Below are 18,544 nucleotides of genomic sequence, written 5' to 3' on the forward strand. Positions count from 1 at the left end.
AAATCTGTTCCGTTTTCTCTATCCCTAAACACAAATAAACTTTCCGGGGCTTATTGTGGGGTTATTGAAATACCATTTATCATCTTATATTGAAAACGATCATAAGTCAAGCGTTTTATTAGAAAACGCCTGGAAAAGTTGACTCGGGTCTAGTATGTGACATTCATCAAGTACAAACCGTGTGCTGGCGCAGTTTTGCCCGCCTTTTTCCGGTCTTTTGCTTCAAGGATTTCCTTTAAGTCGTGCGGCTCGTTCCAGCCGATACCAACTGCGAAAAGCATGCCAGCAATTGTCCGTACCATATTGTACAGAAAACCGTCCCCTTCAATTGTCATGATGAGCTCATCGCCTTGTCGTTCCACCGTCAATTCCCTCACCGTCCGCACTTTATTCGAGGTAGCGGTCTTGGACGAACAAAAGCTCGTGAAATCATGCGTCCCGATAATGTACTTAGCAGCTTCGCGCATCCTCTCGATATCCGGCTGCCATTTCCCTAAGTGGACGGCATAATTCCGTTCAAAAGGGCTTTGCACCTCGGTCGATGACCATTTAAACATATATGTTTTTCCGGTCGCAGAATAGCGCGCATGAAAGTCGTTATCTACGAATTCTGTTTTGACGACCCGCACATCTTTTGGCAATAATACATTCATCGCCATTTGCCAGCGATCGAGCGGCAACTCTAACGGTGTGTCGAAGTGGATCACTTGCCCCCACGCATGAACACCGGCATCTGTCCTGCCGCTTGCAACCGAATGGATAGATTTGTCCTTATGAAGCTTGACAAGTGCCTTGTCGATGACGGATTGCACTGTTCGCATATTCGGTTGGAACTGGTATCCTGCAAAGTCGGTACCATCGTAAGCGACGGTAGCCTTGACCCGTTTCAAATCAGTTTCCTCCTCTCAGCCAGATGAGGGCGGCAACTAATATGATAAAGATCAAAATGATCAATGTATCACGCCATTGCCAATGCAATTGGCGGTACCTCGTCCTTCCCTCTCCGCCACGATATCCTCTCACTTCCATCGCGATGGCGAGATCCTCCGCCCGTTTAAACGCGCTGACGAATAATGGGACGAGAAGCGGGATAACCGCCCGAATCCGTTCCTTTATCGTCCCGCTCGTCAAATCAGAGCCACGAGCGAGCTGTGCTTTCAATATCTTATCGGTTTCATCCATCAAAGTTGGAATGAATCGGAGTGAAATCGACATCATTAATGCAAGCTCATGAACAGGCAATTTAATACGTTTCAACGGATTCAATAACGTTTCCATTCCGTCTGTTATGGAAATGGGCGACGTCGTCAATGTCAATATGGTCGTCATTAATACAAGAACGAGGAAGCGAATGGAAATGTAAATCCCTTGCCTGACCCCTTCTTCGTAAATCTTAATAAACTTCCAGTCAATCAGCAGCGCGCCTTCCTTCGTGAAAATGAAATGCATAAGTAATGTGAATATGATGAGGAAAAGAATCGGCTTTAATCCGTTAAACAGGAAGTAGAGCCGAATTCGCGCAATGAAGATGACGAACAGAGTGAAAGCTAATAATAACGCGTATGTCGCCGTATTGTTCGCCAAAAACACCGCGACAATGAACAAGAAGACGAACAGCAGCTTCGATCTTGGGTCTAGTCGATGGATGAATGAATCTCCAGGCACGTATCGGCCAAAAATCATTTTTTCTAACATTATCGCTCACCTTCTTCCTTCAGAGCATTAGCAATAGCTTCTGCAAGCTGCTCTTCCGTCAGAGAGAGCGTTCCAAGTCGCTTCCCGAATAATTTCTCCACGTCTTGCTGAAACGCGACAGAACGCGGTAAGCCGAGCCGGAAGGATTTTAGTTGTTCTGCATCCTCAAACACCTCTTCAGGCGTTCCAGCCATGACAGATCGCCCCTCATGCATGACGAGGATCTGATCTGCATATCTCGCCGCATCTTCCATGCTGTGCGTAACGAGAATGGTCGTTAAATTTTCCTCTTTATGTAGCTTGTTGAAAAGCTCCATAATTTCTTTCCGTCCACGAGGATCGAGTCCGGCAGTCGGTTCATCCAATATAAGAATGGATGGCTTAAACGCAAGGACGCCTGCAATTGCGACACGTCGCATCTGTCCACCGGATAAATCGAATGGAGACTTCTGGGCAACGTCTTCCGGCAAACCTAACAGTTTGATCAATTCATGGGCACGCTGCCTCGCTTCCTCTTCAGGAATCCCGAAATTCAGCGGGCCGAACATAATATCCTTCTCAACGGTTTCCTCGAAGAGCTGATGCTCAGGAAATTGGAATACGATGCCGACGTGTCTGCGAATCATCTTTAGTTCTTTTGCCTTAGTGTCGGAAGTAATGCTGACATCTCCAATACGCACGACACCTTCAGTAGGTTTTAACAAACCATTCAAATGAAGAAGTAATGTCGATTTACCTGATCCCGTATGCCCGATGACCGCTGTATATGATCCCGATTGAATTGAAGCATTTACTTCTAAGAGGGCCCGTTTTTCAAAAGGCGTCCCTTTTGCGTAGGAATAGCCTACTTGTTGAAGTGAGATGTCCATAACTCATTCACCAACTCTTTTTCTGTCATATGTTCCCCTTGTAACGTGACTCCTGCCTGACGAAGGGAGCGCGACAACCTTGCAGCGAAAGGCAAATCTAGTCCAATCGCCTCAAGCTCGTCCCCATGTGCGAATATCTCCTCCGGTTTTCCGGTCATCAGCATCTTTCCATCATTCATCACAATGACCTTATCTGCCAACAGCACTTCTTCGAGATCATGTGTAATGGAAATAACCGTAAGGCCAGTCGCCCGTTTCAACTCATCGACAACTTGGATCACTTCATCGCGTCCTTGAGGATCTAGCATTGAAGTCGCCTCGTCTAAGATGAGCAACTTTGGACGCATCGCAAGCGCTCCAGCGATTGCCACACGCTGTTTTTGTCCGCCGGATAGATGATGTGGCTCATGATCCAGAAATCCTTCCATTTTCACTTGTGCAAGTGATTCATGGACACGTGGCACCATCTCCTCAAACGGGATACCGTTGTTCTCCAAAGCGAATGCGACATCATCCTGTACAGTGGAGCCAACGAATTGGTTGTCTGGGTTTTGAAAGACGATTCCAATGTCTGAACGGATTTCCCATAGATTATCCGCATTCATCTCCTCTAGAAAGACTTTCACTTTCCCCTTCTCCGGATATAAAAGACCAATCATCAACTTCGCTAACGTCGATTTACCTGATCCGTTATGCCCGACGATAGCAATCCATTCACCGTCTCTCACAGTAAAGCTTACATCATCCACCGCTCTACGCGAATCGCCATCTTCCGACTCATATGAATAGGACACGTGATCCAACGACAAAATTTCCTTCACATCTTTCACCTCCGGCATTTTTCGATTATGTATAAAACAACTGAATTCTACAACTTTTTCGCAATATAAATAAAAAAAGCGCGCACCTCATCCGAAGAAATGCGCTCCATTCTATTCTGACACCGGGTGCTCAATCCGGTTCAGCGGATGAGATGCGTAGAGCTAGACCAATCGGTTAAACCGTCGATCATAACACTCTGCTTTAATTATTTGTCGTATAAATCTTTTAGATAAGAAAAGGGCGTGGCTGTGCGTATGCCAGACACACCCTCGATTGTTAGTAGTGATTAAACTAGTTCGATTACAACAACAGGTGCTCCGTCTCCGCGACGAGGTCCCATTTTCATAATACGAGTATAACCGCCTTGGCGATCAGCGTAGCGTGGTGCTACGTTATCAAACAATTTTTGAAGTGCAAAGATCTCTTTTTCATTGCCTTCTTCATCCGTAGTTGTTACTAGCTCACGACGAATGAACTGTGCTGCTTGACGACGTGCGTGCAAGTCACCGCGTTTACCAAGCGTAATCATCTTCTCAACGACTGAACGTAATTCTTTCGCACGCGCTTCTGTTGTTTGAATGCGCTCATGCACGATTAGGTCTGTCGCCAAGTCGCGAAGCATTGCTTTACGTTGTGAACTTGTGCGTCCAAGTTTTCTGTAACCCATAGAAGTTTCCCTCCTTCAATCTAGTTGTTTAATCTTCCGAGCGTAACCCGAGGTTCAACTCGTCCAATTTCGCCTTGACTTCTTCAAGTGATTTACGGCCAAGGTTGCGCACTTTCATCATTTCTTCCTCGGTCTTGTTAGCAAGTTCAAGTACTGTATTGATGCCTGCGCGTTTTAGGCAGTTATAAGATCGCACAGATAGATCCAGTTCCTCAATCGTCATCTCGAGCACTTTCTCTTTCTGGTCTTCCTCTTTTTCCACCATAATTTCTGCAGTTTGCGCTTCGTCAGTCATACCAACGAAAATATTCAGATGCTCCGTCAGGATTTTTGCTCCGAGCGAAACAGCTTCTTTCGGACCGATGCTACCATCTGTCCAAATGTCAAACGTCAACTTATCAAAGTTGGTACTTTGACCTACACGAGTATTCTCGACTTGGAAATTGACGCGTGAAACTGGAGTGTAAATAGAGTCGATCGGAATAACACCAATCGCAAGATCCTCACGTTTGTTTTGATCGGAAGGTGCATACCCACGGCCACGAACAGCATACATCCGCATACGCAAATGACCATTCTTGCCTAGTGTAGCGATTTGAAGATCCGGATTTAGCACTTCAACATCACTGTCATGAGTGATATCAGCGGCAGTAACCGTTCCTTCGCCTTTTACATCTATTTCAATCACTTTCTCATCATCTGAATAGATTTTGAGAGCTAGTTTCTTCACATTCAAAATAATTGTTGCAACGTCTTCAACGACACCTTCAATTGTAGAGAATTCATGAAGAACTCCGTCGATCTGGATAGATGTCACGGCAGCTCCTGGCAATGAGGAAAGAAGCACGCGGCGCAAGGAATTCCCTAAAGTGTTTCCGTATCCACGCTCCAATGGTTCAATAATAAATTTACCGAACTTGGAATCTTCGCTGATCATAACTGTTTCAATCTTCGGTTTTTCAATCTCGATCATTCATTTACCCTCCTTCAAAACGTCTAGTATATAGGCCGTTCCATATTGAAATCGATTATCAAAAGAAATCAAAATGCAATCACACAATTCAGCTTTACCAAAAATTGTGCTTTTCAATCAAATGGAAAACAAACCATTAAACACGACGACGTTTTGGCGGGCGGCATCCGTTATGCGGAACCGGAGTTACGTCTCTGATTGCAGTTACTTCTAGACCTGCAGCTTGTAGTGAACGGATTGCAGCTTCACGACCAGCACCTGGTCCTTTAACAGTAACCTCCAAAGACTTCAAGCCGTGCTCCATAGCAGTTTTAGCAGCTGTTTCAGCAGCCATTTGTGCAGCAAACGGAGTTGATTTACGGGAACCTCTGAATCCTAATGCACCCGCACTGGACCATGAAAGGGCATTCCCATGACTATCAGTGATCGTTACGATTGTATTGTTGAACGTCGAACGGATATGTGCAATACCAGTTTCAATATTCTTTTTCACACGACGTTTACGAGTTTGTTGTTTACGTGCCATGTCTACGAAAAACCTCCTTTACCTATTATTTCTTCTTGTTAGCGACAGTCCGTTTAGGACCTTTACGTGTACGTGCGTTGTTCTTCGTGTTTTGTCCACGAACAGGTAATCCACGACGGTGACGGATTCCACGGAAGCTACCGATTTCCATCAAACGTTTGATGTTGAGAGAAGTTTCACGACGAAGGTCTCCTTCAACTTTCAAGCTGTCGATTTGTTCACGGATTTTATCAAGCTCTGCATCGGTTAGATCACGGACGCGTGTTTCCTCAGAAACGCCTGCAGCCGCCAATACTTTCTGTGCAGTTGTTTTACCAATTCCGAAAATGTATGTCAACGAAATGACTACGCGCTTATCGCGCGGTACGTCTACACCAGCAATACGTGCCATATTGATTGTGCACCTCCCTTTGTATTAGCCTTGTCTTTGTTTATGTTTTGGATTTTCACAGATTACCATTACTCGGCCGCGTCTGCGAATAACTTTACATTTTTCGCAGATCGGTTTTACAGATGGCCTTACTTTCATCTTACCCAACCTCCTTCAATATTCCGGAGTTGCAAAAGTTTATTTAAAACGGTATGTGATACGACCGCGTGTCAAATCATAAGGTGAGAGTTCCATCGTCACTTTGTCACCAGGTAGGATACGGATAAAGTGCATACGGATCTTGCCTGAAACATGCGCAAGAATCGTATGACCATTTTCCAACTCTACCTTGAACATCGCGTTCGGCAACGTTTCGACTACGGTTCCTTCAACTTCAATTACGTCGTCCTTCGCCATCAATCCTGTCTCCCTTCTATATCCAATAAAGGTCTTAACCATCGAGCGGCAGCAGTCGCCTTCAAAGCTTCCTTCAACATATGTCCGGATTGCATGAGTGATGTTCGAAAGACGCCTGTCACACTTCGTTTCCCGCAAGTTAGTCGTTGACGTTTGTTGCGGAAAATCGCATCGGAAAAGACACAAACGACAGGATTGCCGTTGGTGCATTCCATCCTCGCCACACAGTTCCGGACATCCTTTACATTATACCCACCTTGATGGGCTATTGCATTTACGACGTCCCAAAACGGTGCCGCCAATGGATTATCACCAGTTCCTATACCGGGCACCATATGCTTTTGCAGCTCGTTAATCATATGCTCTTTCCGTGCAACAGTGCGATGCTGCCCACATATGGCGTGCATGAATTGCTTCCGGAAAGGATCACTGGCCACTCTCTTGTAAGATAGTGTCCAGATCTTTAAAAACATCATTGATGTCTTTTTGCCCATCTATATTCGTCAGCACGCCTTTGTTATCGTAATAAGCTAAGAGCGGTGCTGTTTGATTCATATTTACTTCCAGACGGTTCGTGACAGTTTCCGGATTGTCATCCGCTCGCTGATAAAGTTCCCCGCCATCCTTATCACATTTGCCGTCAACCTTTGGAGGATTGAACTGCAAATGGTAGGATGTGCCGCACGCTTTACAAATTCTGCGACCGGTCAATCTTGCAATAAGTTCATCTTTTTCCACTTTGATGTTGAGAACATGCTCAATCTTCCGTTCCATCTCCGAAAGCAGTGCATCCAATGCTTCTGCTTGAGGAACTGTGCGCGGAAAACCATCAAGTAGGAATCCGTTATCACAATCGGATTTGCTTAATCGTTCACGAACGATGCCGATTGTCACTTCATCAGGAACAAGTGCACCTTGATCCATGAACGATTTTGCTTTGACTCCAAGTTCCGTGCCTTCTGCAATTGCAGCACGGAACATATCGCCTGTAGAAATATGAGGGATTTCGTATTTCTCGACAATTTTATCTGCTTGCGTACCTTTTCCGGCACCCGGCAGACCCATTAATACGATATTCATACGTCTTGCCCTCCATCGTTATTCAAAACATGGAGTACCCGAAGGTCACACCAAGTAGAAATATTATTTCATGAACCCTTTGTAATGCCTTTTCACAAGTTGTGATTCGAGCTGTTTCATCGTTTCAAGAGCAACTCCGACGACGATGAGCAAACTCGTTCCTCCAATTTGTGCGGACTGTGGAAGGTTCGCCAAATTGATAAAGAAAATCGGCATGATTGCTACGACGGCAAGGAAAATTGAGCCGACGAAAGTCAATCTGTACAAAGTGCTTGTTAAATAGTTTTGCGTATTTTGTCCAGGACGGATGCCCGGGATATACGCGCCTTGCTTCTTCAGATTATCTGCCATATTTTCCGGATTCACCTGGATGAATGCGTAGAAATATGTGAAAGCAAGGATCAGTGCTACATAAAGAATCATTCCGACAGGTTCGTTGTAATCAAACGTTCGCGTAATGAACTTTGTTACACTATTCTCACCGAAAAATGCAGCTATTTGTTGTGGTGTTATGAAAAACGCCACAGCAAAGATTACCGGGATTACCCCTGCAGCATTCAATTTCAACGGCAAGTGCGTTTGTTGGCCGGCCGTAGTTTGCCCGCGGCCTGTCATACGTTTTGCATACTGAATTGGAATTTTACGAAGTGCTTCTTGTACATAAACAACTCCGACGATGATCGCGATAATAACGATCAACAATAATGCCATCATAGCAAGGCGAATGAACAAAGCGTCTCCCGCATCTTGAATTTGAGTTGCATACAGTTGGTTTACTGCGTTTGGAATAGCTGCAACGATACCCGCGAAGATGATAATGGATATACCATTACCGACTCCTTTTGCGGTAATCTGTTCACCAAGCCAAAGCAAGAATGAAGTACCGGCAGTTAAGACAATCGCAATCATCACATAAGTGGAGATCCCTTCACCGATGATCAACGTACCGCCAAACATCTGGTTAAACCCAAATGACATGGCAATCGCTTGAATAAAGGCGAGGACGACTGTGAAATATCTTGTAAATTGCGCAAGCTTCCGTCTTCCGACGTCCCCTTGCTTTGCCCATTCAGTGAATTTCGGAACGACATCCATCTGCAATAATTGCACAATGATGGAGGCTGTAATGTATGGCATAATTCCCATTGCGAAAATGGAGAACTGTGACAACGCCCCACCACCGAATATGTTCAGAAATCCAATGAATTGGTTGTTTGATTGTTGCAAAGCTGTTGCATCGACATTCGGGACCGGTACAAATGTACCGAGTCTGAATACGATAAGCACTACTAGTGTGAAAATGATTTTAGACCTGATATCTCTAACGCGCATAAAGTTGGAGATTGTCTGAAACATTAAATCACCTCTACTTGCCCGCCCGCTTTCTCGATTGCTTCTTTAGCAGAAGCAGAGAATTTATGAGCTTTGACAGTAATCTTTTTCTCAAGAGTCCCATTTCCAAGAATCTTAATTCCTGATTTTTCATTGCTCACGATTCCAGTTTCAATTAGCAATTCAGGCGAAACTTCGGTACCTTCGTCAAAACGGTTCAGTACGTCCAAATTCACGATTGCATATTCTTTACGATTGATGTTCGTGAATCCACGCTTAGGTAGACGTTGGAAAAGTGGAATTTGACCACCCTCGAATCCAAGACGAACACCGCCGCCAGAACGTGCATTTTGACCTTTATGACCTTTACCGGAAGTTTTACCTGTACCGGAACCGATTCCACGACCAATGCGTTTACGTGCTTTACGTGCGCCTTCAGCTGGCTTCATATCGTGTAATTTCATCTTATCGGCACCTCCTTATTTCGAAAATGTGCATTATTGTTCTTTGACAGTAACTAAATGGCTTACTTTGTTGATCATGCCACGGATTGCTACATTGTCTTGATGCTCAACCGTTTGATTCAACTTGCGCAGACCGAGAGCTTCAACTGTTTTACGTTGTGCCGGCTTTGCACCGATTACACTTTTCGTAAGGGTGATTTCAAGTTTGTTTGCCATTGTGTTTCCCCCCTTAACCTAACAGTTCTTCTACGGATTTGCCGCGCAATTTAGCAACTTCTTCAGCGCGTTTCAAATTCTTCAATCCTTCAATTGTTGCACGTACCATGTTGATTGGTGTGCTTGATCCTAAGGATTTTGAAAGGATATCCGTGATTCCTGCAAGTTCAAGTACCGCACGGACAGGACCTCCGGCGATTACTCCTGTACCAGGTGCTGCTGGTTTGATAAGGATTTGGCCTGCACCGAAACGTCCAATAATTTCGTGTGGAGTCGTTCCTTTAACCATTGGCACTTCGACCAAGTTCTTTTTCGCATCTTCGATCGCTTTACGGATCGCATCAGGAACTTCTTGCGCTTTCCCTGTTCCAAAACCGACGCGACCGTTTTTGTCTCCGACAACGACAAGTGCTGTGAAGCGGAAACGACGTCCACCTTTAACCACTTTCGCTACGCGGTTGATCGTTACTACGCGTTCTTCGAATTCACTTCTATTCTGATCATTACGACGCATGAAATATGTCCCTCCTTCTTAATTAAAATTCCAGTCCATTTTCGCGTGCTGCGTCTGCAAGAGCCTTCACACGGCCGTGGAATAGGTATCCGCCACGGTCGAAAACAACCGATTTGACATCCTTTTCAACAGCTTTCTTCGCGATCATCTCGCCGACTTTAGCTGCTGCATCAGCATCCGCTTTAGAGTCCAATTCGAACCCTTTATCCATAGTGGAAGCACTAGCAATCGTAACGCCATTTAAATCGTCGATTAGTTGTGCATAGATATGCTTGTTAGAACGATATACGTTCAAGCGTGGACGCGCTGGAGTTCCGCTGATTTTCGTACGAACACGTGCATGACGTTTTTTGCGGACAGCGTTCTTATCTTGTTTCGTGATCATCGTGGTCACTCCTTCCGAATGCCTTTACGCGGCATTATTTACCTGTTTTTCCTTCTTTGCGACGGATTTGTTCGCCTTCGTACTTAATACCTTTTCCTTTGTACGGTTCAGGTGGACGTACTTGACGAATGTTCGACGCCAAAGCACCGACGCGCTCTTTGTTAATACCGCGAACGATGATTTTCGTATTTGCAGGAACTTCAACTTCTACTCCTTCTTCCGGTGTGAATTCAACCGGGTGGGAGTATCCTACGTTCAATACGAGTTTCTTGCCTTGAAGCTGAGCACGGTACCCAACCCCAACAAGTTCAAGTGTACGTTCAAAACCTTTAGATACACCCGTTACCATGTTATCCAAAAGGGAACGAGTTGTTCCGTGGATTGAACGGTGTTCTTTAGACTCAGAAGGACGAGTCAAAGTGATGACGTTGCCTTCTTGCTCGATTTTAATATCAGCGTTAAATGTATTTGTAAGTTCGCCTTTCGGACCTTTAACAGTAACAACGTTATTATCAGCGATAGTAACTGTCACGTTTTCAGGAACCTCGATCGGACGTTTACCAATTCGGGACATTCTATTGCACCTCCATTCAATTGTTACAGATTACCAAACGTAAGCTACGACTTCTCCGCCTACTTGTTTTGCACGAGCTTCCTTATCAGTAAGGAGACCGTTTGACGTGGACACAAGGGCGATACCAAGGCCGTTCAACACTTTAGGAACTTCATTTGTTTTTGCATAAACACGAAGTCCAGGTTTTGAGATACGTTTAAGACCAGTGATAACACGCTCGTTGTTTTGACCATATTTAAGGAAAATGCGGATAATGCCTTGTTTGCTATCTTCCACATATTCAACATCGCGGACGAAACCTTCACGTTTCAAGATTTCAGCGATTTCTCTTTTCAAGTTTGAAGCAGGTACCTCAAGCTTCTCGTGGCGAACCATGTTCGCGTTACGGATGCGTGTAAGCATATCTGCAATCGGATCACTCATTGTCATTCCATTAACCTCCTTCCCAAGTTAGGGGATTACCAACTAGCTTTTTTAACGCCAGGAATTTGTCCCTTATATGCAAGTTCTCGGAAACAAATACGGCAAAGTTTAAATTTACGATATACGGAGTGCGGACGACCACAGCGCTCGCAACGTGTATATTCTTGAACCTTGAACTTTGGCGTACGTTTCTGTTTAACGATCATTGATTTCTTAGCCACGTTTTCGCCTCCCTTTAGTTTACTTTTGGAACGGCATGCCGAACTGCGTTAGCAACTCGCGTGCTTCTTCATCGGAGTTCGCAGTCGTAACGATGACGATATCCATTCCTCGTACTTTAGATACTTTATCGTAGTCAATTTCAGGGAAAATCAGTTGTTCTTTCACACCAAGTGTGTAGTTTCCGCGACCGTCGAATGCTTTCTTCGATACACCTCGGAAGTCACGAACACGTGGAAGTGAAACTGAAATCAGCTTGTCCAAGAACTCATACATGCGTTCGCCACGTAGTGTAACTTTCGCTCCAATCGGCATTCCTTCACGAAGACGGAATCCTGCGATTGATTTTTTCGCTTTTGTTACTACTGGCTTTTGACCGGAAATGATCGTTAGATCTTCTACTGCCGCGTCAAGCGCTTTTGAGTTTTGAACAGCATCACCAACACCCATATTGATGACGATTTTCTCTACTTTTGGTACTTGCATTACAGAACTATATTCAAACTTGCTCATGAGAGCAGGTGTGACTTCTTTTAAAAACTTCTCTTTTAATCGGCTCATCAGTTGGACCTCCTTTCATCCATTACTCATTTGTCCAGTGCTTCACCGGATTTTTTAGCAATACGAATCTTCTTGCCATTTTCGAATTTGTATCCTACGCGAGTAGGCTCACCTGTTTTAGGATCGATTGGCATGACGTTGGATACATGGATAGCTGCCTCTTGGCTGACGATTCCGCCTTGAGGATTTGCTTGGTTTGGCTTCGTATGTTTTTTAACAATGTTGACGCCTTCCACAAGCACGCGATCCTTTTTTGGGAAAGCAGCTAAGATTACTCCGGTCTTACCTTTGTCTTTTCCGGTGATGACCATAACTTTATCGCCTTTTTTAACGTGCATTTCATCGCACCTCCTTGATTGGCACTGTCATGTGATTAAAGAACTTCTGGAGCTAGTGAAATGATTTTCATGAAGTTGCTGTCGCGCAATTCGCGTGCAACTGGTCCGAAAATACGTGTTCCACGTGGGCTCTTGTCATCACGGATGATAACACATGCGTTTTCGTCGAACGTAATGTAGGAGCCATCTTTACGACGCACTCCGCTCTTCGTGCGGACGATAACAGCTTTGACAACGTCGCCTTTCTTGACAACGCCACCAGGTGTTGCTTTTTTCACTGTTACAACAACTACGTCACCGATATTAGCAGTTTTACGGCCTGTTCCACCAAGTACTTTAATTGTTAGAACTTCACGTGCTCCTGAGTTATCGGCAACTTTCATACGGCTTTCTTGTTGAATCATTGAGGCTACCTCCTCTCGGAATTTACTTTCCGAACGATATTAGATGATGACCGCTTTTTCGACTACTTCGATGAGGCGGAAACGCTTTGTAGCTGAAAGTGGACGTGTTTCCATAATGCGAACTACATCGCCGATTTTCGCTTCATTCAATTCGTCATGGGCCTTGAATTTCTTAGAATACTTTACACGTTTTCCGTATAAAGAGTGCTTTTTATGTGTTTCCACCATTACGGTAACCGTCTTATCCATTTTGTCGGATACTACACGGCCTGTGTATACTTTGCGCTGGTTACGCTCAGTCATGGCTGCAACCTCCTTCATCAGTTATTTGCACTGATCTCTCTTTGACGTATTACAGTTTTCATGCGCGCAATCGATTTGCGAACTTCACGGATGCGTGCAGTGTTTTCTAATTGTCCTGTCGCTAATTGGAAGCGAAGGTTGAAAAGCTCTTCTTTCAGTGATTTCACTTTTTGCTCGATTTCTGCAGTTGTTAAGTCACGGATTTCTTTAGCTTTCATTAGATTCACCACCAATTTCTTCACGTTTTACAAACTTGCTCTTCACGGGCAGTTTGTGAGATGCGAGACGAAGTGCTTCACGGGCAACCTCTTCTGACACACCTGCGATTTCAAACATTACACGACCTGGTTTCACTACTGCTACCCAGCCTTCTACAGCACCTTTACCGGAACCCATCCGGACTTCAAGAGGCTTTTTCGTATATGGCTTGTGTGGGAAGATGTTGATCCAAACTTTACCGCCACGTTTCATGTAACGTGTCATTGCGATACGTGCTGATTCGATTTGACGGTTTGTAATCCAACCTGACTCAGTTGCTTGTAGACCGAACTCACCGAATTGCACTGATGCTCCGCCTTTTGTAGTCCCGCGCATTTTTCCACGGAATACACGACGATATTTAACGCGTTTAGGCATTAACATAATTAGTTGCCTCCTTCCTCAGAGTTCTTCTTCACTGGAAGGACTTCTCCCCGGTAAATCCATACTTTTACGCCGAGCTTACCGTAAGTAGTGTCAGCTTCTGCGTGTGCATAGTCAATGTCTGCACGTAATGTATGAAGAGGAACAGTACCTTCACTGTAATGTTCCGCACGAGCGATGTCAGCACCGCCAAGACGTCCGGAAACTTGTGTTTTAATTCCTTTTGCACCTGCACGGATTGTGCGTTGGATTGCTTGTTTTTGAGCGCGACGGAATGATACACGGCTTTCCAATTGACGTGCAATTGATTCTGCAACCAATTTCGCGTCAAGATCAGCACGTTTGATTTCAACAATGTTGATGTGTACACGCTTGCCAGTTAGATCGTTTAACGATTTACGAAGTGCTTCAACTTCAGAACCGCCTTTACCGATCACCATACCCGGCTTCGCAGTGTGGATTGTAATATTTACACGCTTTGCAGCACGCTCGATTTCCACTTTGGAAACAGAAGCATCTACTAGGCGTTTTTCGATGAAGTCACGGATTTTCAAGTCTTCGTGTAGAAGAGTCGCATAGTCTTTTTCAGCATACCATTTCGAATCCCAATCACGAATGATGCCAACCCGCAAACCATTAGGATGTACTTTTTGACCCACGAATTACCCCTCCTTCTTTTCGGATACCACTACTGTAATGTGGCTAGTACGTTTATTGATCGCACTTGCACGACCTTGTGCACGTGGACGGAAACGTTTCATTGTTGGACCTTCGTCAACGAATACTTCGCTAACAATCAAGTTCTCAACGTCCATTTCATAGTTGTGTTCAGCATTTGCAATTGCTGAGTTTAATACTTTTTCTACAACCGGAGATGCCGCTTTCGGCGTCAGGCGTAGAATTGCGACAGCTTCACCGATTTTCTTGCCCCGGATAAGATCAACGACCAAACGGACTTTGCGAGGAGCAATACGGACTGTACGGGCAGTAGCCTTTGCTTGTTGCATCAGAATAACCTCCTCTCAATTAACGTCTTGTTTTCTTATCGTCAGCGCCATGACCTTTGTATGTGCGCGTAGGTACGAATTCACCAAGTTTATGACCAACCATATCTTCAGTCACGTATACTGGTACATGCTTGCGCCCGTCATATACAGCAATCGTCAATCCGATGAAGGATGGGAAGATTGTGGAACGGCGTGACCAAGTTTTAATGACCTGTTTCTTTTGTGCATCCTTTTGAGCGTCGACCTTTTTTAATAGATGATCATCTGCAAAAGGTCCTTTTTTCAAGCTGCGGCCCATGGAAAAACCTCCTCCCGTGATGATTGTACTACGGTCCACTCACCGAACCGCAGTGTCATCACATTATTTTTTACGGCGACGAACGATAAGTTTGTCGGATTTGTTGTTTTTCTTACGAGTTTTGTAACCAAGAGCTGGTTTACCCCAAGGTGTAACTGGGCTCGGACGACCGATTGGTGTACGTCCTTCACCACCACCGTGTGGGTGATCGTTAGGGTTCATGACAGATCCGCGAACTGCTGGACGTTTGCCCATCCAACGTGAACGACCTGCTTTACCAATGTTGATCAATTCATGTTGTTCGTTACCAACTTGACCGATTGTTGCACGGCAAGTAGATAGGATCATACGAACTTCGCCAGATTGTAGACGGATGATGACATATTTGCCTTCACGTCCAAGAAGTTGTGCAGATGTACCTGCAGAACGAACTAATTGGCCGCCTTTTCCTGGTTTCAATTCGATGTTATGAATTGTAGAACCCATTGGAATGTTTTCTAGTGGAAGGCTGTTCCCTACGCGGATGTCCGCTTCAGGTCCTGACATGATAGTCATGCCTACTTCCAAACCTTTTGGAGCAAGGATATAACGTTTTTCTCCATCAACATAGTTGATTAGAGCGATATTAGCAGAACGGTTTGGATCGTATTCGATCGTAGCAACGCGTCCTGGAATGCCATCTTTCCGACGTTGGAAGTCGATGACACGGTATTGGCGCTTGTGGCCTCCACCTTGGTGACGAACAGTCATCCTACCTTGGTTGTTACGTCCGCCTTTACGCTTAACTGGTTCAAGCAATGATTTTTCCGGCTTATCTGTTGTAATAGCAGAGAAGTCTGAAGAAGTCATGTTACGACGTCCGTTGGAGGTAGGTTTGTATTTCTTAATCGCCATTAGTGTTCCCTCCTTCGTTTATTTACGAATCAATTACATTTCGAATAGTTCGATGTCTTTTGAGTCAGCAGTCAAAGTTACGATCGCTTTGCGGCGTCTGTTTGTGTAACCAGCATGTTTGCCCATACGTTTGAACTTACCTTTGTAGTTCTGTACGTTGACTTTTTCAACTTCCACTCCGAAGATTTCTTCGACAGCTTGCTTCACAAGTGTTTTGTTCGCGCGTGTGTCGACTTCGAAAGTGTATTTCTTGTATTCCATTTGTTCTGAAGAACGCTCGGTAATGACCGGACGTTTTAGTACATCACGTGCTTCCATTAACCAAGCACCTCCTCAATTTTTTGAACTGCATCTTTTGTAATGACAAGCTTGTCATGAGCGACAAGGTCAAGTACGTTGATGCCGTTTGCTGTAACGACGCTAATTCCAGGAATGTTACGTGCGGACAATGCCACCGCTTCATCCAGGTCAGCTGTTACGAACAATGCCTTTTTATCGATTGAAAGATCTGCAAGGACCTTTGTGAATTCTTTTGTTTTTGGCGCGTCAAATGTTAGACCGTCCAATACGATGATTTCTTCATCGCGCACTTTTGTTGAAAGTGCTGAAAGGAGTGCCAAACGACGAACTTTCTTAGGAAGCTTGTAGCTGTAGCTTCTTTGAGATGGACCAAATACGATACCGCCTCCACGCCATTGTGGTGAACGGATCGACCCTTGACGTGCACGTCCTGTTCCTTTTTGGCGCCATGGTTTACGGCCACCGCCAGCAACTTCCGCGCGAGTTTTTACTTTATGGTTACCTTGGCGCAATGATGCACGCTGTTGAACCAATGCTTCAAATAGAACTGCTTCATTTGGCTCGATACCGAAAATCGCTTCATTCAATTCGATTTCGCCAACTGAAGAACCAGTCTGACTTAGTACGGATACTTTAGGCATTTTTGTTTCCTCCTTCCTTTAAGAATTAGTTCCCTTTGATTGCACTTTTCACTGTAATAAGTGATTTGCGCGCTCCTGGAACGTTACCTTTAACTAGCAACAAGTTGCGCTCAGCGTCAACTCGTACAATTTCAAGGTTTTGGATCGTAACAGTGTCTCCACCAGTACGTCCTGGTAATTTTTTACCTTTGAATACACGTTGTCCGTCAACCGCACCTAGTGAACCTGGTGCACGGTGGAAACGGGAACCGTGACTCATTGGTCCGCGTGAGTAACCGTGGCGTTTAATAACACCTTGGAAACCTTTACCTTTAGATACTCCTGTAATGTCGACGATATCGCCTTCTGCGAATGTATCGACTTTGACTTCCTGACCAACTTCATACCCAGCAACGTCTCCGCGGAATTCGCGAATGAAGCGCTTAGGTGCCGTTTCAGCTTTTGCAACGTGTCCTTTTTCAGGTTTGTTTGCAAGCTTCTCACGTTTGTCGTCGAATCCAAGCTGGATTGCTTCGTAGCCGTCTGTTTCGATTGTCTTCTTTTGAAGAACAACGTTTGGAGCAGCTTCAATCACAGTTACTGGAATGAGATCGCCGTTTTCAGCAAAAATTTGCGTCATGCCGACTTTTCTCCCTAAGATTCCTTTGGTCATTTGTCACACCTCCTGAATAAATTAGTTTTATTTTATCGATTAAAGTTTGATTTCAATGTCAACGCCAGATGGTAGATCGAGTTTCATCAATGCATCGACAGTTTGTGGTGTCGGGTTGACGATATCGATAAGACGTTTATGCGTACGCATTTCAAACTGTTCGCGCGAATCTTTGTACTTATGTACCGCACGAAGAATTGTGTAAACAGATCTTTCAGTTGGAAGTGGTATCGGACCTGATACGCTAGCCCCTGAACGTTTTGCTGTTTCTACAATCTTTTCAGCTGACTGATCAAGAATTCTGTGATCATATGCTTTTAAACGAATACGAATCTTCTGTTTTGCCATTACTTTCCCTCCTTCTCGCCTATTTTCTAGACATTCTCCACGAAAATTTCCCACACACATGCCATGGCAAAGCGGCCGGGTGTGTCGGCAACCTCTCGCTTCATCGCAGTCAAAGACCAACATTCAACATTATACACAAGGAAAAAGAATCTCGCAACCCTTTTGGCGAAATTCTTTTCTCAGCTTTTTTATTATAATAGGATGCTACTCATAATTCAACTGTTTTGAGGAATTTTATATGAAAACCAGCTTAGATTTTCTCGAAACATGACGCTTTTTGTAATTGAGCGGTGGCCGGTTTTATATGTTGCATAAGGTATGTAAAAAGCTATGAAAATGAGTTTGTATATTGCAAGCTGAGTGAGATCGGCTGCTTTTGAGCGTGGAGTGTCTTGCTTTGAGCGCGGAGTGCCTTGCTTTGAGCGCAGGACTGTCACCTTTGAGCGCGGAGTGCCTTGCTTTGAGCGCAGGACTGTCACCTTTGAGCGTGGAATGCCTCGCTTTGAGCGTGGGAACACCTACTTTGAGCGCGGAATGCCTCTCCTTGGACGCAGAGACACCTTTGGACGCGGAGCATTCTATAATTAAACTATAAACACTCGCGCTAAAT

The 18,544-nt window shown here is 44.8% G+C and carries 35 protein-coding genes; 1 reads left to right on the top strand and 34 read right to left on the bottom strand.

Annotated features, from left to right (window positions below; genetic code table 11):
- Positions 1-149: 149 nt before the first annotated feature.
- The 34 genes from truA to rpsJ form a co-directional block, all read right to left on the bottom strand.
- Positions 150-890 carry a tRNA pseudouridine(38-40) synthase TruA gene (gene truA / locus QM454_RS04455; protein WP_432362104.1) on the bottom strand — a complete coding sequence of 247 codons (741 nt, stop codon included), beginning with the start codon at positions 888-890 and terminating at the stop codon, positions 150-152.
- Position 891: 1 nt separating this feature from the next.
- The gene (locus tag QM454_RS04460) at positions 892-1,695 is read right to left on the bottom strand and encodes an energy-coupling factor transporter transmembrane component T family protein (RefSeq protein ID WP_432362107.1); all 804 of its coding nucleotides are present in this window, start codon (positions 1,693-1,695) and stop codon (positions 892-894) included.
- Complete coding sequence (locus QM454_RS04465; RefSeq protein ID WP_432362110.1) at positions 1,695-2,564, bottom strand: energy-coupling factor ABC transporter ATP-binding protein; 870 nt, start codon at positions 2,562-2,564, stop codon at positions 1,695-1,697. The genes QM454_RS04460 and QM454_RS04465 overlap by 1 nt, the downstream gene beginning before the upstream one ends.
- Positions 2,540-3,385, bottom strand: coding sequence for an energy-coupling factor ABC transporter ATP-binding protein (locus QM454_RS04470; protein WP_432362112.1), 846 nt, complete (start codon positions 3,383-3,385; stop codon positions 2,540-2,542). Before QM454_RS04470 ends, QM454_RS04465 begins: the two co-directional genes overlap by 25 nt.
- 287 nt (positions 3,386-3,672) lie before the next feature.
- On the bottom strand, positions 3,673-4,053 hold the full coding sequence (gene rplQ, locus QM454_RS04475) for a 50S ribosomal protein L17 (protein ID WP_432362115.1): 381 nt from the start codon (positions 4,051-4,053) through the stop codon (positions 3,673-3,675).
- A gap of 28 nt (positions 4,054-4,081) precedes the next feature.
- Positions 4,082-5,026, bottom strand: coding sequence for a DNA-directed RNA polymerase subunit alpha (locus QM454_RS04480; RefSeq protein WP_432362118.1), 945 nt, complete (start codon positions 5,024-5,026; stop codon positions 4,082-4,084).
- A gap of 136 nt (positions 5,027-5,162) precedes the next feature.
- Positions 5,163-5,552, bottom strand: coding sequence for a 30S ribosomal protein S11 (rpsK, locus tag QM454_RS04485; RefSeq protein WP_009499031.1), 390 nt, complete (start codon positions 5,550-5,552; stop codon positions 5,163-5,165).
- A gap of 25 nt (positions 5,553-5,577) precedes the next feature.
- Positions 5,578-5,943, bottom strand: coding sequence for a 30S ribosomal protein S13 (gene rpsM, locus QM454_RS04490; RefSeq protein WP_252504701.1), 366 nt, complete (start codon positions 5,941-5,943; stop codon positions 5,578-5,580).
- 24 nt (positions 5,944-5,967) lie between these two features.
- Complete coding sequence (gene rpmJ / locus QM454_RS04495) at positions 5,968-6,081, bottom strand: 50S ribosomal protein L36 (RefSeq protein ID WP_076758849.1); 114 nt, start codon at positions 6,079-6,081, stop codon at positions 5,968-5,970.
- 39 nt (positions 6,082-6,120) lie between these two features.
- Positions 6,121-6,339: a translation initiation factor IF-1 gene (gene infA / locus QM454_RS04500; RefSeq protein ID WP_060203457.1), complete on the bottom strand. Its 219-nt coding sequence runs from the start codon at positions 6,337-6,339 to the stop codon at positions 6,121-6,123.
- Positions 6,339-6,746: a hypothetical protein gene (locus tag QM454_RS04505; RefSeq protein ID WP_432362124.1), complete on the bottom strand. Its 408-nt coding sequence runs from the start codon at positions 6,744-6,746 to the stop codon at positions 6,339-6,341. Before QM454_RS04505 ends, infA begins: the two co-directional genes overlap by 1 nt.
- A 19-nt stretch (positions 6,747-6,765) precedes the next feature.
- Complete coding sequence (locus QM454_RS04510) at positions 6,766-7,419, bottom strand: adenylate kinase (RefSeq protein ID WP_432362127.1); 654 nt, start codon at positions 7,417-7,419, stop codon at positions 6,766-6,768.
- Positions 7,420-7,482: 63 nt separating this feature from the next.
- Complete coding sequence (gene secY, locus QM454_RS04515; RefSeq protein ID WP_432362130.1) at positions 7,483-8,775, bottom strand: preprotein translocase subunit SecY; 1,293 nt, start codon at positions 8,773-8,775, stop codon at positions 7,483-7,485.
- On the bottom strand, positions 8,775-9,215 hold the full coding sequence (rplO, locus tag QM454_RS04520; protein ID WP_432362133.1) for a 50S ribosomal protein L15: 441 nt from the start codon (positions 9,213-9,215) through the stop codon (positions 8,775-8,777). Before rplO ends, secY begins: the two co-directional genes overlap by 1 nt.
- A gap of 33 nt (positions 9,216-9,248) precedes the next feature.
- On the bottom strand, positions 9,249-9,431 hold the full coding sequence (gene rpmD, locus QM454_RS04525; protein WP_060203446.1) for a 50S ribosomal protein L30: 183 nt from the start codon (positions 9,429-9,431) through the stop codon (positions 9,249-9,251).
- Between the two features lie 13 nt (positions 9,432-9,444).
- Positions 9,445-9,945 (bottom strand): 30S ribosomal protein S5, encoded by a 501-nt coding sequence (gene rpsE / locus QM454_RS04530; protein WP_432362136.1) that lies wholly within the window; start codon positions 9,943-9,945, stop codon positions 9,445-9,447.
- A gap of 22 nt (positions 9,946-9,967) precedes the next feature.
- Positions 9,968-10,330, bottom strand: a complete 363-nt coding sequence (gene rplR / locus QM454_RS04535) for a 50S ribosomal protein L18 (RefSeq protein WP_432362139.1) — start codon at positions 10,328-10,330, stop codon at positions 9,968-9,970.
- Between the two features lie 34 nt (positions 10,331-10,364).
- Positions 10,365-10,904, bottom strand: a complete 540-nt coding sequence (gene rplF, locus QM454_RS04540; RefSeq protein WP_432362141.1) for a 50S ribosomal protein L6 — start codon at positions 10,902-10,904, stop codon at positions 10,365-10,367.
- 30 nt (positions 10,905-10,934) lie between these two features.
- A complete protein-coding gene (rpsH, locus tag QM454_RS04545) occupies positions 10,935-11,333 on the bottom strand; it encodes a 30S ribosomal protein S8 (protein WP_432362144.1) in 399 nt (132 codons plus the stop codon).
- Positions 11,334-11,362: 29 nt separating this feature from the next.
- Positions 11,363-11,548 carry a 30S ribosomal protein S14 gene (gene rpsN / locus QM454_RS04550; protein ID WP_066366377.1) on the bottom strand — a complete coding sequence of 62 codons (186 nt, stop codon included), beginning with the start codon at positions 11,546-11,548 and terminating at the stop codon, positions 11,363-11,365.
- A 19-nt stretch (positions 11,549-11,567) separates the two neighbouring features.
- A complete protein-coding gene (gene rplE, locus QM454_RS04555) occupies positions 11,568-12,107 on the bottom strand; it encodes a 50S ribosomal protein L5 (protein ID WP_432362147.1) in 540 nt (179 codons plus the stop codon).
- Positions 12,108-12,133: 26 nt separating this feature from the next.
- Positions 12,134-12,445 carry a 50S ribosomal protein L24 gene (gene rplX, locus QM454_RS04560; RefSeq protein ID WP_381441645.1) on the bottom strand — a complete coding sequence of 104 codons (312 nt, stop codon included), beginning with the start codon at positions 12,443-12,445 and terminating at the stop codon, positions 12,134-12,136.
- 35 nt (positions 12,446-12,480) lie between these two features.
- Positions 12,481-12,849 carry a 50S ribosomal protein L14 gene (gene rplN, locus QM454_RS04565; protein WP_251695511.1) on the bottom strand — a complete coding sequence of 123 codons (369 nt, stop codon included), beginning with the start codon at positions 12,847-12,849 and terminating at the stop codon, positions 12,481-12,483.
- A gap of 39 nt (positions 12,850-12,888) precedes the next feature.
- Positions 12,889-13,152 (bottom strand): 30S ribosomal protein S17, encoded by a 264-nt coding sequence (rpsQ, locus tag QM454_RS04570; RefSeq protein WP_147057446.1) that lies wholly within the window; start codon positions 13,150-13,152, stop codon positions 12,889-12,891.
- A gap of 17 nt (positions 13,153-13,169) precedes the next feature.
- Positions 13,170-13,370, bottom strand: a complete 201-nt coding sequence (rpmC, locus tag QM454_RS04575; RefSeq protein WP_009499049.1) for a 50S ribosomal protein L29 — start codon at positions 13,368-13,370, stop codon at positions 13,170-13,172.
- A complete protein-coding gene (gene rplP / locus QM454_RS04580; RefSeq protein ID WP_060203427.1) occupies positions 13,360-13,794 on the bottom strand; it encodes a 50S ribosomal protein L16 in 435 nt (144 codons plus the stop codon). The genes rpmC and rplP overlap by 11 nt, the downstream gene beginning before the upstream one ends.
- Before the next feature lie 2 nt (positions 13,795-13,796).
- Entirely contained in the window at positions 13,797-14,453 is a 657-nt protein-coding gene (rpsC, locus tag QM454_RS04585; protein WP_432362153.1) for a 30S ribosomal protein S3, read from the bottom strand.
- Between the two features lie 3 nt (positions 14,454-14,456).
- The gene (gene rplV, locus QM454_RS04590; protein ID WP_432362156.1) at positions 14,457-14,801 is read right to left on the bottom strand and encodes a 50S ribosomal protein L22; all 345 of its coding nucleotides are present in this window, start codon (positions 14,799-14,801) and stop codon (positions 14,457-14,459) included.
- 19 nt (positions 14,802-14,820) lie between these two features.
- The gene (gene rpsS, locus QM454_RS04595) at positions 14,821-15,099 is read right to left on the bottom strand and encodes a 30S ribosomal protein S19 (RefSeq protein WP_147057454.1); all 279 of its coding nucleotides are present in this window, start codon (positions 15,097-15,099) and stop codon (positions 14,821-14,823) included.
- Between the two features lie 63 nt (positions 15,100-15,162).
- Positions 15,163-15,993 (bottom strand): 50S ribosomal protein L2, encoded by an 831-nt coding sequence (gene rplB, locus QM454_RS04600; protein ID WP_432362160.1) that lies wholly within the window; start codon positions 15,991-15,993, stop codon positions 15,163-15,165.
- Positions 15,994-16,026: 33 nt separating this feature from the next.
- Positions 16,027-16,311: a 50S ribosomal protein L23 gene (rplW, locus tag QM454_RS04605; protein ID WP_432362163.1), complete on the bottom strand. Its 285-nt coding sequence runs from the start codon at positions 16,309-16,311 to the stop codon at positions 16,027-16,029.
- Positions 16,311-16,934 (bottom strand): 50S ribosomal protein L4, encoded by a 624-nt coding sequence (gene rplD, locus QM454_RS04610; RefSeq protein WP_432362166.1) that lies wholly within the window; start codon positions 16,932-16,934, stop codon positions 16,311-16,313. The genes rplW and rplD overlap by 1 nt, the downstream gene beginning before the upstream one ends.
- Before the next feature lie 25 nt (positions 16,935-16,959).
- Positions 16,960-17,586 carry a 50S ribosomal protein L3 gene (gene rplC / locus QM454_RS04615; protein ID WP_432362169.1) on the bottom strand — a complete coding sequence of 209 codons (627 nt, stop codon included), beginning with the start codon at positions 17,584-17,586 and terminating at the stop codon, positions 16,960-16,962.
- A gap of 39 nt (positions 17,587-17,625) precedes the next feature.
- Positions 17,626-17,934, bottom strand: a complete 309-nt coding sequence (gene rpsJ, locus QM454_RS04620; protein ID WP_042478628.1) for a 30S ribosomal protein S10 — start codon at positions 17,932-17,934, stop codon at positions 17,626-17,628.
- Between the two features lie 397 nt (positions 17,935-18,331).
- Here rpsJ and QM454_RS04625 point away from each other — a divergent pair, with 397 nt between their 5' ends.
- Positions 18,332-18,529, top strand: coding sequence for a hypothetical protein (locus tag QM454_RS04625; protein WP_432362173.1), 198 nt, complete (start codon positions 18,332-18,334; stop codon positions 18,527-18,529).
- Positions 18,530-18,544 lie beyond the last annotated feature (15 nt).

Source organism: Sporosarcina sp. UB5 (assembly GCF_050859005.1).
Classification (GTDB): Bacteria; Bacillota; Bacilli; order Bacillales_A; family Planococcaceae; genus Sporosarcina.